Origin of the sequence: Streptomyces albireticuli, assembly GCF_002192455.1 — a bacterium.
GTDB classification, from domain to species: Bacteria; Actinomycetota; Actinomycetes; order Streptomycetales; family Streptomycetaceae; genus Streptomyces; species Streptomyces albireticuli_B.
Genome location: NZ_CP021744.1, coordinates 1,803,997 through 1,819,477, shown reverse-complemented (window position 1 = coordinate 1,819,477; position 15,481 = coordinate 1,803,997). Strand labels below are relative to the sequence as shown.

General features: G+C 72.9%; 14 protein-coding genes and 1 pseudogene. 10 read left to right on the top strand and 5 right to left on the bottom strand.

Going from position 1 to position 15,481, the window contains the following annotated elements; all coding sequences use genetic code 11:
- The first annotated feature begins 7 nt into the window (after positions 1 to 7).
- The 4 genes from SMD11_RS07940 (at position 8) to SMD11_RS07925 (ending at position 5,781) form a co-directional block, all read left to right on the top strand.
- Positions 8 to 1,288 (top strand): arginine deiminase, encoded by a 1,281-nt coding sequence (locus tag SMD11_RS07940; protein ID WP_087925768.1) that lies wholly within the window; start codon positions 8 to 10, stop codon positions 1,286 to 1,288.
- Between the two features lie 60 nt (positions 1,289 to 1,348).
- Complete coding sequence (argF, locus tag SMD11_RS07935; RefSeq protein ID WP_087925767.1) at positions 1,349 to 2,353, top strand: ornithine carbamoyltransferase; 1,005 nt, start codon at positions 1,349 to 1,351, stop codon at positions 2,351 to 2,353.
- 297 nt (positions 2,354 to 2,650) lie between these two features.
- Complete coding sequence (locus SMD11_RS07930; protein ID WP_087925766.1) at positions 2,651 to 3,484, top strand: enoyl-CoA hydratase family protein; 834 nt, start codon at positions 2,651 to 2,653, stop codon at positions 3,482 to 3,484.
- The gene (locus SMD11_RS07925) at positions 3,481 to 5,781 is read left to right on the top strand and encodes a bifunctional salicylyl-CoA 5-hydroxylase/oxidoreductase (RefSeq protein WP_199843822.1); all 2,301 of its coding nucleotides are present in this window, start codon (positions 3,481 to 3,483) and stop codon (positions 5,779 to 5,781) included. Before SMD11_RS07930 ends, SMD11_RS07925 begins: the two co-directional genes overlap by 4 nt.
- A 64-nt stretch (positions 5,782 to 5,845) precedes the next feature.
- Here the strand turns inward: SMD11_RS07925 and SMD11_RS07920 are convergent, their stop codons facing one another.
- Complete coding sequence (locus SMD11_RS07920; RefSeq protein ID WP_087925765.1) at positions 5,846 to 6,700, bottom strand: PaaX family transcriptional regulator C-terminal domain-containing protein; 855 nt, start codon at positions 6,698 to 6,700, stop codon at positions 5,846 to 5,848.
- Positions 6,693 to 8,332, bottom strand: a pseudogene (locus SMD11_RS07915) (AMP-binding protein). The gene SMD11_RS07920 and the pseudogene SMD11_RS07915 overlap by 8 nt, the downstream one beginning before the upstream one ends.
- A 604-nt stretch (positions 8,333 to 8,936) precedes the next feature.
- On the opposite strand from SMD11_RS07915, the gene SMD11_RS07910 reads away from it, so the two are divergent.
- Together SMD11_RS07910 and SMD11_RS07905 are read left to right on the top strand one after the other, a co-directional pair.
- On the top strand, positions 8,937 to 10,061 hold the full coding sequence (locus tag SMD11_RS07910; RefSeq protein ID WP_087925764.1) for an acyl-CoA dehydrogenase family protein: 1,125 nt from the start codon (positions 8,937 to 8,939) through the stop codon (positions 10,059 to 10,061).
- Entirely contained in the window at positions 10,058 to 10,456 is a 399-nt protein-coding gene (locus SMD11_RS07905) for a RidA family protein (RefSeq protein WP_087925763.1), read from the top strand. Before SMD11_RS07910 ends, SMD11_RS07905 begins: the two co-directional genes overlap by 4 nt.
- A gap of 99 nt (positions 10,457 to 10,555) precedes the next feature.
- On the opposite strand, the gene SMD11_RS35375 is transcribed toward SMD11_RS07905, so the two are convergent.
- From SMD11_RS35375 to SMD11_RS07895, 3 genes are all read right to left on the bottom strand, one after another.
- The gene (locus tag SMD11_RS35375; protein WP_159395258.1) at positions 10,556 to 10,726 is read right to left on the bottom strand and encodes an Rmf/CrpP fold protein; all 171 of its coding nucleotides are present in this window, start codon (positions 10,724 to 10,726) and stop codon (positions 10,556 to 10,558) included.
- A 55-nt stretch (positions 10,727 to 10,781) separates the two neighbouring features.
- Positions 10,782 to 11,213 (bottom strand): hypothetical protein, encoded by a 432-nt coding sequence (locus SMD11_RS07900; protein WP_087925762.1) that lies wholly within the window; start codon positions 11,211 to 11,213, stop codon positions 10,782 to 10,784.
- Positions 11,214 to 11,305: 92 nt separating this feature from the next.
- Positions 11,306 to 11,764, bottom strand: a complete 459-nt coding sequence (locus tag SMD11_RS07895; protein ID WP_234365958.1) for a MarR family winged helix-turn-helix transcriptional regulator — start codon at positions 11,762 to 11,764, stop codon at positions 11,306 to 11,308.
- Positions 11,765 to 11,855: 91 nt separating this feature from the next.
- On the opposite strand from SMD11_RS07895, the gene SMD11_RS07890 reads away from it, so the two are divergent.
- From SMD11_RS07890 to SMD11_RS07875, 4 genes are all read left to right on the top strand, one after another.
- Positions 11,856 to 12,185: a rhodanese-like domain-containing protein gene (locus SMD11_RS07890; RefSeq protein WP_087925760.1), complete on the top strand. Its 330-nt coding sequence runs from the start codon at positions 11,856 to 11,858 to the stop codon at positions 12,183 to 12,185.
- A 39-nt stretch (positions 12,186 to 12,224) separates the two neighbouring features.
- A complete protein-coding gene (locus SMD11_RS07885) occupies positions 12,225 to 12,800 on the top strand; it encodes a YceI family protein (RefSeq protein WP_087925759.1) in 576 nt (191 codons plus the stop codon).
- Between the two features lie 937 nt (positions 12,801 to 13,737).
- The gene (locus SMD11_RS07880) at positions 13,738 to 14,937 is read left to right on the top strand and encodes a pyridoxal phosphate-dependent aminotransferase (protein WP_087925758.1); all 1,200 of its coding nucleotides are present in this window, start codon (positions 13,738 to 13,740) and stop codon (positions 14,935 to 14,937) included.
- Entirely contained in the window at positions 14,927 to 15,463 is a 537-nt protein-coding gene (locus tag SMD11_RS07875; RefSeq protein WP_087925757.1) for a DUF6190 family protein, read from the top strand. Before SMD11_RS07880 ends, SMD11_RS07875 begins: the two co-directional genes overlap by 11 nt.
- Positions 15,464 to 15,481 lie beyond the last annotated feature (18 nt).

Here is a 15,481-nt window from a genome sequence, read left to right as displayed (position 1 = left end):
TGGGGAGATGGGATTCCATGTCGATTCCGAGGCCGGGCGGCTGCGCCGCGTCATACTGCACCGACCCGGCCTGGAGCTGAAGCGGCTCACCCCGTCCAACAAGGACGCCCTCCTCTTCGACGACGTGCTGTGGGTGCGGCGCGCCCGCGCCGAGCACGACGGCTTCGCGGACGTGCTGCGCGAGCGCGGGGTCGAGGTCCACTTCTTCCAGGACCTGCTGGACGAGAGCCTGGAGCAGCCGGCGGCGCGCGCGCTCGTCCTGGACCGGGTCTTCGACGAGAAGGAGTACGGCCCGCTCGCCACCGGCCACCTGCGGGCCGCCTTCGACGGGCTGCCGGCCGCCGAGCTGGGCTCCTGGCTGGTCGGCGGGATGACCAAGCGGGAATTCCTGGAGCGGTACCCGGAGCCGGTATCCGTCCGCTTCCACGCCATGGAGCTGGACGACTTCCTCATCAACCCGCTGCCCAACCACCTCTTCACCCGGGACACCTCCGCCTGGGTCTACGACGGGGTGTGCGTGAACGCCATGCGCTGGCCCGCCCGCTGGCACGAGACGGTGCACTACGAGGCCGTCTACCGGTACCACCCGATGTTCTCCCCGGGCGGCTTCCACGTCTGGTCCGAGGGGCAGGCGGCCTACCCGTCGACGATCGAGGGCGGCGACGTCCTGGTGATCGGCGAGGGGGCGGTGCTGATCGGGATGAGCGAGCGGACCACGCCGCAGGCCGTGGAGATGCTGGCCCACCGGCTCTTCGCCGCGGGCTCGGCCCGCACGATCGTGGCGCTGGACATGCCCAAGCGGCGGGCGTTCATGCACCTGGACACGGTGATGACCATGGTGGACGGCGACACCTTCACGCAGTACGCGGGGCTCGGCAGGCTCCGCTCGTACACGATCGAGCCGGGCGCGGGCGAGCGTGAGCTGAAGGTCTCCGACCACCCCCCGGAGCACATGCACCGGGCCGTCGCGGCGGCCCTGGGGCTCGACTCGATCCGGGTGCTCACGGCGACGCAGGACGTGCACGCGGCGGAGCGGGAGCAGTGGGACGACGGCTGCAACGTGCTGGCCATCGAGCCGGGCGTGGTCGTCGCCTACGAGCGGAACGCGACGACCAACACCTATCTGCGTAAAAATGGGATCGAAGTCATCACGATCCCGGGCAGTGAGCTGGGGCGCGGCAGGGGCGGACCGCGCTGCATGAGCTGTCCTCTGGAGCGGGACCCGGTGGGCGGGCCGGCCGGGCGGGCGGCCGGTTCCGGTGGTGCTGCCACCCACCCGACTGCATAGCAATGCGGGTCATCGTATACAGTTCCATTTTCCCGCAGTCGTGAGCTAGGAGCCCACCCCATGGCGACAGACCTCAAGGGCCGCCACTTCCTCAAGGAGACGGACTTCACCGCCGAGGAGTTCCACGGTCTCGTGGAACTCGCCGCCCAGCTCAAGGCGGCCAAGCGGACGGGCGTGGAGGTGCCCCTGCTGCACGGCCGGAACATCGCGCTGATCTTCGAGAAGACCTCGACCCGCACCCGCTGCGCCTTCGAGGTCGCCGCCGCCGACCAGGGCGCCCGGACCACCTACCTCGACCCGGCGGGCTCCCAGATCGCCCACAAGGAGTCGGTCAAGGACACCGCGCGGGTCCTCGGCCGGATGTTCGACGCGATCGAGTACCGGGGCCACGGCCAGCACATCCTGGAGCAGCTGGCCGCACACGCCGGGGTGCCCGTCTTCAACGGCCTCACCGACGAGTGGCACCCCACGCAGATGCTCGCCGACATCCTCACCATGTCCGAGCACACCGCCAAGTCCCTGGAGCACGTCGCCTACGCCTACCTCGGCGACGCCCGTTACAACATGGGCAACTCCTACCTCGTGACCGGTGCCCTCCTCGGCATGGACGTGCGGATCGTGGCCCCGGAGGAGCTGTGGCCCGACCCGGAGATCGTGGCCGTGGCCCGCAGGCTCGCCGGCGAGAGCGGCGCCCGGATCACCCTCACCGCGGACGTCGCCGAAGGCGTGCGGGGCGCGGACTTCGTCGCCACGGACGTCTGGGTGTCGATGGGGGAGCCCAAGGAGGTCTGGGACGCGCGGATCGCGCTGCTCGCGCCGTACGCCGTCACCATGGACGTCCTGCGGGCCACCGGCAACCCCGCCGTGAAGTTCCTGCACTGCCTGCCGGCCTTCCACGACCTCGGCACCACGGTCGCCCAGGAGATCCACGAGCGGCACGGCCTGACGTCCCTGGAGGTCACGGACGAGGTCTTCGAGTCCCCGCACTCGGTCGTCTTCGACCAGGCGGAGAACCGGATGCACACGATCAAGGCGGTCCTGGTGGCGACGCTGGCGCGGGACTAGGAGTACCGGACGGGCCGGACCGCGGTGGCTGCGGTCTTTCGGCAAAGGGCGGCGTCGGTGAGATCCAGCCCGGCTGGGGGCACCTCCCAGCAGTAGCCGGGGGAGCTTGAGGCCACCGCGCGTCAGCGCGGGACCGGGGGCCCGGGGGCCTGCCCCCGGTTCGGGAAGGGGCGGGTGGGGGAACCCCTCCGCCCATCCGGCCGATATCGCGCACCCGTGACGACAGTCACGTACCGGTGATAACTTCACGGCGCAGGCACTCGCCCGACAGCCCCGGCTGAAGGAGGCCGCCGCCCCATGAGTCCTTTCACCGGCTCAGCGAACCGGACCCCCACCGAGGACTGGCGGCACCTGCGCCTGACCCTCGACGCCGGCGTCGCGACCGTCACCCTCGCCCGCCCCGGCAAGCTCAACGCCCTCACCTTCGGCGCCTACGCCGACCTGCGCGACCTGCTGCCCGAACTGGCCCGCGACGGCTCCGTACGCGCCCTCGTGCTCGGCGGCGAGGGCCGCGGCTTCTGCTCCGGCGGCGACGTCGACGACATCATCGGCGCCACCCTGGCCATGGACACCGGCCGGCTCCTCGACTTCAACCGGATGACCGGGCAGGTCGTCCGCTCCTTACGCGAGTGCCCCTTCCCCGTGATCGCCGCCGTGCACGGGGTCGCCGCCGGCGCCGGCGCCGTCCTCGCGCTCGCCGCCGACTTCCGGGTCGCCGACCCCACCGCGCGCTTCGCCTTCCTCTTCACCAAGGTCGGCCTCTCCGGCGGCGACATGGGCGCCGCCTACCTGCTGCCCCGCGTCGTCGGCCTCGGCCACGCCACCCGGCTGCTGATGCTCGGCGAACCCGTGGCCGCCCCCGAGGCCGAGCGCATCGGCCTGATCAGCCGGCTCACCGCCGAGGGCGCGGCCCACACCGAGGCCGCGGCCCTCGCCCGGCGCCTCGCCGACGGCCCCGCCCTCGCCCACGCCCAGACCAAGGCGCTGCTCACCGCCGAGCTCGACATGCCGCTCGCCGCGTCCGTCGAACTCGACGCGGCCACCCAGGCGCTGCTGATGAACAGCGCCGACTACGCCGAGTTCCACGCCGCCTTCACCGAGAAGCGGCCGCCCCGCTGGAGCGGGCGGTGACCGCCGTGGCGCCCCCCGGCCGGGCCCCCGTGGCCCGGCGCGTCGCGGTCATCGGTGGCGGCCCCGGCGGCCTCTACGCCGCCGCCCTGCTGAAACGTCACGCCCCCGCCCGGGAGATCACCCTCTGGGAGCGCAACGCCCCCGACGACACCTTCGGCTTCGGCGTCGTCCTCTCCGACGAGACCCTCGGCGGCATCGAGAGCGCCGACCCCGACGTCTACGCCGCGCTGCGCCGCGAGTTCGTCCGCTGGGACGAGATCGACGTCGTCCACCGCGGCACCACCCTGCGCTCCGGCGGCCACGGCTTCGCCGCCCTCGGCCGCCGCCGGCTCCTCGCGCTCCTCCACGAGCGCTGCCGCGAGCTCGGCGTCGACCTCCGCTTCCGCGCGGAGGCGCCGCCCGCCGCCGAGCTGGCCCGCTCGTACGACCTCGTCATCGCCGCCGACGGCGTCCACAGCCGCACCCGTGACGCCCACCGGGACCACTTCCGCCCCACCCTCACCACGCATCGCTGCCGGTACATCTGGCTCTCCGCCGACTTCGCGTTCGACGCCTTCCGCTTCGACATCGCCGAGACCGAGCACGGCCTCATGCAGCTCCACGGCTACCCCTACTCCCGCCCCTCGGCGGACCCGTCCGAGGGCGCCAGCACGGTCGTCGTCGAGATGCGCGAGGAGGTGTGGCGCCGCGCCGGGCTCGACACGTGCGACGAGGCCGCCTCCGTGGCGGCGTGCGGCAAGTACTTCACCGAGGCCCTCGGCGGCCGCCCCCTGCGCTCCAACCGCTCCACCTGGACCGCCTTCCGCACCGTCGTCAACGCCCACTGGTCCCACGGCAACACCGTCCTGCTCGGCGACGCCGCGCACACCGCCCACTTCTCCATAGGCTCCGGCACCAAGCTCGCCGTCGAGGACGCCCTCGCGCTCGCCGGCCACCTCCGGGAGGCGACCGCCGTCCCCGAGGCCCTCGCCGCGTACGAGGCCGAGCGGCGCCCGGTGGTCGAGTCCACCCAGCGGGCCGCCCGCGCCAGCCTGGAGTGGTTCGAGGACCTCTCCTTCCACACGGGCGGCCCGCCGCGCCGCTTCGCCTTCGACCTCCTCACCCGCAGCCGCCGCGTCACCCACGACAACCTCCGGTTGCGCGACCCGGACTTCGTCGCCTCCGTCGAGGCGGAAGCCGGCGTCCCGCCCGGCACCCCGCCCATGTTCACGCCCTTCCGGCTGCGCGGCCTGACCCTGCGCAACCGCGTCGTGGTCTCCCCGATGGACATGTACTCGGCCGTCGACGGCACCCCCGGCGACTTCCACCTCGTCCACCTCGGCGCCCGCGCGCTCGGCGGCGCCGGGCTCGTCATGACCGAGATGGTCTGCGTGAGCGCCCAGGGCCGGATCACCCCCGGCTGCGCGGGCCTGTACGCGCCGGAGCACGAGAGCGCCTGGCGCCGTGTCACCGACTTCGTCCACGCCCAGGCGCCCGGTACGGCCCTCGGCGTCCAGCTCGGCCACTCCGGCCGCAAGGGCTCGACCCGGCGCCAGTGGGAGGGCATCGACGAACCGCTCCCCAGCGGCAACTGGCCCGTCGTCGCCCCCTCACCACTGCCCTACAAGCCCGGCCTGAGCCGGCCGCCCCGGGCCCTCACCACCACGGCCATGGCCGGGATACGCGAGCACTTCGTCCGCTCCGCCGAGGCCGCCGCCCGCGCCGGCTTCGACCTCCTCGAACTCCACTGCGCCCACGGCTACCTGCTCTCCTCCTTCCTCTCCCCGCTCACCAACCACCGCACCGACGCCTACGGCGGCGACCTCGCGGGACGGCTGCGCTACCCCCTGGAGGTCTTCGACGCGGTACGGGCCGTCTGGCCCGCCGACCGGCCCATGACCGTCCGGATCTCCGCCACGGACTGGGCGGACGGCGGCACCACCGAGGAGGACGCCGTCGCGATCGCCCGCGCCTTCGCCGCCCACGGCGCCGACGCCCTCGACGTCTCCACCGGCCAGGTCGTCCCCCACGAGCGGCCCGCGTACGGCCGCTCGTACCAGACGCCGTTCGCCGACCGCGTCCGGCACGAGGCGGGCGTCCCGGTCATCGCCGTCGGCGCCATCTCGTCCTGGGACGACGTCAACTCGCTGATCCTGGCGGGCCGCGCCGACCTCTGCGCCCTCGCCCGCCCGCACCTCTACGACCCCCACTGGACCCTGCACGCCGCCGCCGACCAGGGCTACACGGGCCCGGGCGCGCCGTGGCCGGCCCCGTACCGCGCGGGCAGCCGCAAACCGCCGACGGGCAGGCGGGCGTGAGCGGCCGGGCCCGCCCGGCGTACGAAGGTGGCCGCACGGCAGCGGGCCGGGGGCGCGGCCCCGGTCACGGGGAGAGGCGGGCGGGGGACAGGGTCCCCTCCACGAACCTCGCCCCCGCCTCCCGCAGCCGCGCGTGCAGCCCCGCGAACACCTTCGCCGACCGCACCCCCGGCCAGTCCCCCGGGAGCAGCCCCGCCGGCAGCCCCGGATCCGCGTACGGCAGCCGCCGCCACGAGTCCAGCGCCAGCAGGTAGTCCCGGTAGGCGTCCTGCGGCGGCAGCGCGCGCCGCCGCGCCCAGCGGTGCAGCACGGGCTCGTGGGCGTCCAGGAAGGCGCGGTGCTGCCGCGCCAGGGCGGGCAGGTCCCACCAGCGGCCGACGGCCTCGACGGTCGGCTCGAAGCCCAGGTGACAGCCCTTGAACAGGTCCACGTAGGGGGCGAGTTCCAGCCGTTCGAGCGTGTGCCGGGTCTCCTCGTGGACGTGGGCGGGGGCGATCCACACCCCGGGCGCCGCCGTGCCGAAGCCCAGCCGCGCCAGCCGCGACCGCAGCAGGTGCCGCTTGTGCCGCTCCTCCTCGGGCACCGAGAAGACGGCCAGCAGCCACCCGGTCTCCCGGCCGGCGGGACGGCCGTAGACACGCCGGTCGCCGTCGTCGAGCAACTGCCGGGCGGCGGCGGACAGCCCGTAGCCCGCCGCGCCGTCGGGGGCGGGTTCCGCGACGAGCAGGCCGCGGCGTTTGAGCCGGGAGACCGCGGACCGCACCGACGGCGAGTCCACGCCCACCGCGCCCAGCAACCTGATCAGGGCCGCGATCGGCACCGGGCGGCCGGCCGGACGGTCGGCGCTCCCGCGCCCGTACGCGCCGTAGAAAGTGACGATGAGGGACCGAGGGGTATGGAGTGGTTGCTGGTCAGTCACGGGGAAACTGTAAAGCTCCGTTGCGCAGGCGGAATCGCTGGAGTTTGCCGGTGGGCGTACGGGGGAGGGCGTCGGTGAACTCGATCTCGCGAGGGCACTTGTACGGAACGATCTCCTTTTTGGTGAACTCCCGTAAGGCCGCCACGGTCTCCTCGGTGCGCGGCACCCCCTCCCGCAGCACCACGTGGGCGACGACGATCTCGCCGCGCCGCTCGTCCGGCCGGCCGACGACGGCCGCCTCCAGGACGTCCGGGTGGCGCAGCAGCGCCTCCTCGACCTCGGGGCCGGCGATGTTGTACCCGGCCGAGACGATCATGTCGTCGGCGCGGGCCACGTAGCGGAAGTAGCCGTCCGGCTCCCGGACATAGGTGTCGCCGGTGAGGTTCCAGCCGTCGCGCACGTAGTCGCGCTGGCGCGGGTCGGCGAGGTAGCGGCAGCCGGTAGGGCCCCGGACGGCCAGTAACCCGGGCTCCCCGTCGGGGCGGGCCGGCCGTCCGGGCCGAGGACGCGCGCCTCGTAGCCGGGCACGGGCAGGCCGGTGGTGCCGGGGCGGATGGCGTCGTCGGCGGCGGAGATGAAGATGTGCAGCATCTCGGTGGCGCCGATGCCGTTGATGACGCGCAGGCCGGTGGCCTTCTGCCACGCGTGCCAGAGGGCGGCGGGCAGGTGCTCGCCCGCGGAGACGCAGCGGCGTAAGGACGAGACGTCGTAGGCGCCCAGCCGGGCGAGCATGGCGCGGTAGGCGGTCGGCGCGGTGAACAGCACGGAGACGCGGTGCCGTTCGATGTCGTCGAGGAGCCCTTCCGGGCCCGACCAGTCGGCGAGGAGGGTGGCCGCGCCGACCCGGAGCGGGAAGATCACCAGGCCGCCGAGGCCGAAGGTGAAGCCGAGCGGGGGACTGCCCGCGAAGACGTCGTCGGGGCCGGGGCGCAGCACGCGCGCGGAGAAGGTGTCCGCGACGGCCAGCACGTCGCGGTGGAAGTGGATGCAGCCCTTGGGGCGGCCGGTGGTGCCGGAGGTGAAGGCGATCAGGGCGACGTCGTCGGCGGAGGTGTCCACCGCCGCATACGATGAGGGTTTGTCCGCCGCGAGCCGCAGAAGGTCGGCCGGTGAATTTCCTCCGTACGGGGTTATCCGTAAGGAGGGGACGGACGCGTTGACGAGGTCGTCGAGCGACCGCGTGTCGCACAAGGCGTGCCGGACGCGGGCGAGTTCACAGATCGTGGCGAGCTCCTGCGGGCGCTGCGCGGCCAGTACGGTCACGGCCACGGCGCCCCCCTTCATCACGGCGAGCCAACAGGCCGCGAGCCAGGGCGTGGTGGGCCCGCGCAGCAGGACGCGGTTGCCCGGGACCACGCCGAGGTCGTCGGCGAGGGCGCGGGCTATCCGGTCGACGTGCCGCTGGAGCTCGCCGTACGACCAGACGCCGCCCTCGCCGTCGTGAACGGCGGGCCGCCCGCCACCGAGCCGGGCCACGGTCGCGTCCAGCAGCTCGGCGCCGCAGTTGAGCCGGTCGGGGTAGCGCGGGCCGTCCGCCCCCGCCAGGTCGAAGCGGAGGTCCGGCCACTGTCCGGCGGGCGGGAGGTGGTCGCGCGGAAAGGTGTCGACATGGGCCGACGGCTTGAGCTCCATCGCGGATGCGCCCCCTCGCGCCGAGGAAAAATGGAGGTGAACGGGGGTCTTGCCAGCCATGCGGGTCCGCTGTCAGCGTAGCGACTTGGTGACGGCAGTCAACAGAGCGCGATAGACGACCGACGCGGAGGAAGTGGAGGGAGCCGGGGAGAGGGCGGACGGAGGACGGACGGACGTAAAACGTAGCGGCCGGTGGGGGAGGGGCGAGGCAATTGGCCGACGAGGGAGGGGCGGAGAGCGCCGGGCAGGGCGTTTTCGCCGCCAGCCCGGTGAGCGGCGTCGGGTGGAGGTGGCCCGGTCCTGAGGTCGCATCGGGTAGGTCGCCCGGCCCGCGCACGGCGTTGGCCGGAGACGGGCCGTGCCGTTCGCTGCCGATCGGACGGGTGCGACGTGTCCCGGCGGGCGGCATCGGGTGGAGGCCGCCTGTCCCGTTCGTCGGGGATCGTACGGACGCGACGCGCCCCGGAAGGCGGCAGCGCGCACAAGCGGTCCGTCCCGCTCGTGGCCGGCGGCCGCGGCCTCGCCTGCCGCGAACCCGCCCGCCCGGAAGGCCGCACCCGTGCCACGGACCGTCGAGGACCGCCCCGGAGACAGGAGGCCACCGTTGACCACTCCCTTCGCACTCGACGCGGAACAGCGCGCCTGGTGCGCCGAACTGCGCGGCCTCGCCGCCGAGCGGCTGCGCCCGCTGGCCGGTCAGGGGCGGCCCGGCAAGGTCAACAGGCCGCTCGTCGCGGCCCTCGGTGAACTGGGGCTGCTGGCGCGGCTCTTCCCCGCCGACGCGCCCGTAAGGGCCATGGACCTCTGCCTGTTGCGCGAGTCCCTGGCCCGGGAGTGCACGGAGGCCGAGACGGCCCTGGCCCTCCAGGGGCTCGGGGCCTACCCCGTGGTCCAGTCGGGCACCGCCGCGCAGCGCTCCCGCTGGCTGCCCGAGGTCGTCGCGGGCCGCGCGGTCGCGGCCTTCGCGCTCAGCGAGCCGGAGGCGGGGTCCGACGCGGCGGCCCTGCGGCTGCGCGCGGAGCCCGACGGCCGCGGCTGGCGGCTCTCGGGCGGGAAGACCTGGATATCCAACGCCCCCGAGGCCGACTTCTGCACCGTCTTCGCGCGTACCGGCGAGGCCCCCGGGGCCCGGGGCGTCACGGCGTTCCTGCTCCCCGGCGACCGTGCCGGACTCTCCGGCACCCCCCTGGACATGCTCAGCCCGCACCCCATCGGCAGCCTTGACTTCGACGCCGTGCCGGTCGGCCCGGACGACGTGCTCGGCGAGGTGGGCGGCGGCTTCCGCGTCGCCATGCGCACCCTCGACCTGTTCCGGCCGAGCGTCGGCGCCTTCGCCGTCGGCATGGCGCGCTCCGCACTCGCCGCCGCCGTCGACCACGCCGGCCGCCGGCAGGCCTTCGGCGGCCCCCTCAAGGACCTCCAGGCCGTCTCCCACCAGCTCGCCGAGATGGCCACCCGCACGGAGGCCGCGGCCCTCCTCGTCTACGCGGCGGCCTCGGCGTACGACGCCGGGGAGCCCGGCATCGCGGGCCGCGCGGCCATGGCCAAGCTCCTCGCCACCGAGACCGCGCAGTACGTCGTGGACGCCGCCGTGCAGATCCACGGCGCCCGTGCCCTCCAGCGCGGCCACCTGCTGGAACACCTCTACCGGGAGGTGCGCGCCCCACGCGTCTACGAGGGCGCGACGGAGGTCCAGCGCACGATCATCGCGAAGGAGCTGTACCGATGAGCCTGGAACGCCTCAACCCCGCCGGCCTCTCGCCGCCCACCGGCTTCAGCCACGCCGTCGTCGCCACCGGGTCCCGGCTCGTCCTCCTCGCCGGCCAGACGGCACTGGACGCCGAGGGCGAGCTGCTGCGCGCGGGCCTCCCCGAGCAGTTCGAGCGGGCCCTCGCCAACCTCCTGGCGGCCCTGCGCGCGGCGGGCGGCGCACCCGGTGACCTGGCGCGCGTGACCGTCTACACCACGGACGTCGACGGCTACCGCGCCCACGCGCGCGAACTCGGCCTCCGCTGGCGGCGGCTGGCCGGGCGCGACTACCCGGCCATGGCCGTCATCGGCGTCGTCCGCCTCTGGGACGAGGACGCCCTCGTCGAGCTGGACGGCCTGGCGGTCCTGCCCTGACCCCTCGGCCGGATTCCTCGGCCCGCCGGCCCGTCGCGTCGGCTCAGGACCACGCCCTCAGGACGTCGCCGTCAGGACCACGCCCTAAGGACCTCGCCGTCAGCCCTCGCCCCCGGCCCGCGACTCCTCGCGCGCGGCGGCGAACCCCCGCAGCCAGGCCGCCCGCAGCGGGTCCCCCGCCCCGTAAGGACAGTCCTCCAGGCGCTCGCCCAGCTCGAAGGCCAGCCGCCCTTCCTTGAGCGCCACCACCAGGTCGGCTCGCGTCGCCATCGCGGTCCCCTCTTCCGTGCCGGTCCCGGCAGCGTACGTGGCGCGTACGGCCGGGTCAGAACCCGGTGCAGGTGGCCGTCGCGCCCGCCCCGGAGGTCCCGGCGGTCCTCGGCGCGTCGTCGCCCACGGTCACCTCGCACCGTGCCGAGCCGCCCCCGGACCCGATCGTGACGGCCAGCAGCCCGCCCTTCACGAAGCCCTTCGCCGAGAGCTCCTTGCGCCAGGGCAGCGCCTGCGAGGACGCCGACTCCGTCACCAGGCTGCCGTCGCGCCAGGTCGAATAGGCGATGTTGACCTGCTTGGCGTCCCCGGTGACCTCGTAGACGACCTTGACGGTCTTGTCGGTCTCGTTGCCGATCACGACGACGAGCGCCGCGCACCCGCCGACGAGCAGCAGCGCGACACCGAGCAGCACCCAGGGCCACTTCCGCCGCCTCCGCCCATGAGGGTGCGCCGCGACGTCCGAATGAGGGAAGGGTTCGCTCATGAAGCCAGCTTCGTCCGGCCCGACCGCCCCCGCGAGCCGGAACTGGCCGTCCGAGGGGGCCGGGGGAGGGGCGGTGGCGGCCCCGCCGCGCGTCAGCGGAAGCCGAGCTCGTCCCGGCCGCCCCGGGAGACCTTCAGCAGGGCGGAGGCGATGACCTCCGCCTCCTCGTCCGTGAGGTGCGTGGAGAAGTGCCGCTCGATGCCCTCCAGGTAGACGGGGGCCGTCTCGCGCAGCGCGGCGCGGCCGTCGTCGGTGATGAGGGCCCACACCACGCGCTTGTCCGTGGTGTCCTGCTCCTTGCGGACCAGGCCCGAGCGCGCCATCTCGTCGACGAGCCGGCTGACGCGGGTGCGGCTGAGGACGACGCGCTCGGCCAGCTCGTTCATCCGCAGGCCGTCCGGGCCGGCGCCCTTCAGCTCAAGAAGGACGTCGTACCACGTCAGGGGGATGCGGGCGTTCCGCTGCACGTCGCTTTCGATGGCGCGCACCGCCGCGCTGTGGGCGAGCAGCAGCGCTCGCCAGGCCTTGAGTCCGCTTCCCCTGTCGTTCACGGGGACAAGTGTAACCGCGCTTGTGTGCGCGCGCACGCACCTGTTAATGTGCGCATGCACGCAATGAAGCGCACCTGTGAGGAGTCCCGGCATGGCCCGCAACATCACGCGTACCGAGGTCGAAGAGAAGATCAAGGCCGGCAAGGTGGCCGTCGTCGAGGCGCTGCCCGCCGAGTACTACGAGGAGGCGCATCTGCCGGGCGCCCTGAACCTGCCGCACGACGCGGTGGACCAGCTGGCGCCGGGGCTGCTGCCCGACAAGCAGGCGGACGTCATCGTCTACTGCTCCAACGACACCTGCGCGAACTCGGGCATCGCCGCCGAGCGGCTCACCGAGCTCGGCTACCAGAACGTCTACAAGTACACCGAGGGCAAGCAGGACTGGATCGGCGCCGGCCTGCCGACCGAGTCCGGCGCCTGAGTCCGTCGCACCCGGTGGCGACAAGGGGGAAGTGAACTCATGAGTGAAAACACGGCACCCACCCGCGACGTGGGCGGGGTCCCGCTGCCGACCGCGGGGGTCTGGAAGGTCGACGCCGGTCACACCGAAGTCGGCTTCATAGGGCGGCACTTCATGCTCACCAAGGTCCGCGGGCGCTTCACGTCCGTGGACGCCACGGTCGAGGTGGGGGAGCGGCCCGAGGACAGCCGGGTCACCGCCGTCATCGACATGAAGAGCGTCGACAGCGGCGACAAGACCCGCGACGACCACCTGCGGTCGGCCGACTTCTTCGACGTCGAGAAGTTCCCGAAGGCCACCTTCACCTCCACCTCGGTGACCTGGCAGGGCACCACCGGGACGATGACGGGCGACCTGACGATCAAGGACGTGACGCGCCCCGTCACCCTGAACGTGGACTACCTCGGCTACGCCCGCGACCCGTGGGACAACGACCGCGCGGTGTTCTCGGCCAGCGGCAAGGTCAACCGCGAGGACTGGGGGCTGACCTGGAACATGGCCCTGGAGGCCGGCGGCATCCTGGTGTCCAAGGAGATCGAGCTGAGCCTGGACCTGGAGACGATCAGGCAGGTCTGACCGGTCGGGCAGGTCTGGGCGATCGGGCAGGCCCGAACGGCCGGGCAGGTCCGAACGATCGGGCGGTCAGGACGATCGGACAGGTCCGAGGGGGGGCTGGGAAGGTCCGGATCCGCGCCCGTACGGGACCCGTCAGTGGGGGCGGTCCCGTACGGGCGGGCCGAGGTGTGCACGGCGGGGACTCCCGCCGTGCACACCTTCGTCATGTCCGCGACCTCCGCCCGGTGACTTCGTCAGGTTCCACGGCCCCGCGTGTCCCATCTCATACGGGCTCCGCGCGAGCCGCCGCCCGGCCCTCCTCATGGGTGCCGCGTCAGCCCGGTCGGTGCAAGTCCGGCCGAGTCCGCCGCGCCGGGCGCCGTATTCCGCTTTCTGCGGCCTCCCAACTCACCGGCTGTCGTGGGCATTTCGGCCCCGAATTTGATCCTTGTTTCGCGCTGATGGGTGTGCCATAGTCCCGGACAACGGACTTCGGTCCTGTTTACGGGGGAGGAAGTACCTTGTCTGCACGGAACATTCGTGTGCACAGCAAGGCGGCGAACGACGCGGAGCGAACCGCTGTCGCCGATATGCCGCCGCAATATTGGCAGAGGCATATGCCGGCCCGCGCCGCCACGAGACCCTCTGATCGGTACGCCCAGGTCCTGGGCGCCTAATTCCGGAACGGCATTCACCGGCCGAATGGCCGCCGGCCCGCGTTCCGGCGCGCCGGAACCACCCGCGGAGCACACCGCGCCACCGCCCGCCCACCTCGTACGGGCCCCGGTGGCACGCCCGACGGTGCCCGCGGCACCCGCGCCCGTCCCCGCCCCGCGGGAGCGCGCGCCCCGGACCCTGCCGCCGACAGCCGCGCCGTACCGGCCGTCCTCGACGGCCGCCGCGCGCCGACGGGTTCCCAGACAGCTCACCACAACGACGTGTGTGACCGGAGGAAGCAATGACACCGCACGGCACCACGGCCGGCCCTGGCACCGCCCAGGGCTCCGGCCTGCTCCCCGACCTGACGCAGCACGAGATACAGGCCCTGCGCACGCGCTTCAACCTCGCCGACGCCCACACCCACCAGCGGCAGTCCGCCGCCCAGCGCGGGATCGTCGAGCGCCTCCCCGAGCTGTGGTACGAGGCGGAGAACGGCCTCCAGGCCACCTACGAGCAGCGGTTCACGGAGGCGTTCTTCCGGCTCCACCGGCAGCCCACCGCGCTCGCCAAGGACAAGACCATGCTCTCCTACGCCGCGTCGATATCGACCATGGTCGCCGGCATGTTCCTGAAAAAGCAGCGTATGGATGTCACGCTCATCGAGCCGTGCTTCGACAACCTTTATGACGTGCTGCGGAATATGGACGTCCCGCTGTATCCCATCGACGAAGCGGTGCTGCACGATCCGGATTCCCTCTACGAGCGGCTCAGGCGTCAGGTCCGTACCGACGCGCTGTTCCTCGTCGACCCGAACAACCCCACCGGATTCAGCCTTCTGAAGCACGGCCGCAAGGGGTTCGAAGAAGTCGTGCGTTTCTGCAAGGACCACGACAAACTCCTGCTCATCGACTTCTGTTTCGCCGCCTTCACTCTTTTCGACCCGGAGGTCGCCCGTTTCGACGTGTACGAGCTCCTGGAGAGCTCCGGGGTGCGGTACCTCGCGATCGAGGACACCGGGAAGACCTGGCCGGTGCAGGACGCCAAGTGCGCCATGATCACCGCGAGCGACGACATCCGTGAAGAGGTCTACAACCTCCACACCAGTGTCCTGCTCAACGTCTCGCCGTTCGTGCTGAACATGCTGACGCAGTACGTCGAGGACTCCACGCGCGACGAGCTGGCGTCGGTGCGCCAGGTGCTGGACGAGAACCGCGACGTCGCGCGGAAGGCGCTGGACGGATCGATTCTGCGGTACGAGGAACCGGCCGTGAAGGTCAGCGTGGCCTGGTTCCGCATCGACCACCCCGAGCTCAGGGCCAGCGAACTCCAGCGGCTCCTCTCGGCCGAGGGCGTCTATGTGCTGCCCGGCCGGTACTTCTTCTGGAGCCAGCCGGGGAAGGGGGAGGCGTACGTGCGCCTGGCCCTGGCCCGTGAGCCGGAGCTCTTCGCCGAGGCCATGGTCCGCACACGGGAGGTCCTCGACCGTCATGCCCGGTGACACCCGCACCGCGCCCTCCGGCGCGGCCGCCGGGGCCGGTGCCGCCTACGCCGACGCCGCGCTGTTCATGGGCATGAACAGCGCGGACGACAAGGTGCGCATCGCCTGCAAGGCCTTCTTCGCCGAGCGCCTCGGCGGCCGGGTACGGATGAGCTGGGAGCAGGTAGGCCGCTGCGACGACCTGGTCTGGCGCTTTCCCCGGGAGGCGCAGGACGCCTACTACCCGTTCATGGACAACCTGCATACCGACATGCGGATCGAACGCCGGGCCTACGAGCCGGCCGACCTGCGCCACGGGCTGGGCACGGCCGCCTGGGCCGATCTGCCCACGCACGAGCGGCTGTTGCTGGGCATGGTGCACGGCAGCGGCGGCGTCCTCTACTCGGTCAGTCCCCGGCTGAGCGGCCGCGACGACCTGCCGGTACGCGTGCCCGCGCCGCCCGGCACCGAGCCCCTCTTCCCGGAGCCCCTCGAACGGCTCTACCAGGCCTCGCTGGCCCTGCGGTTGCCCACCGAGGCGCTGTGAACGGGCAGCGGAGCGGAG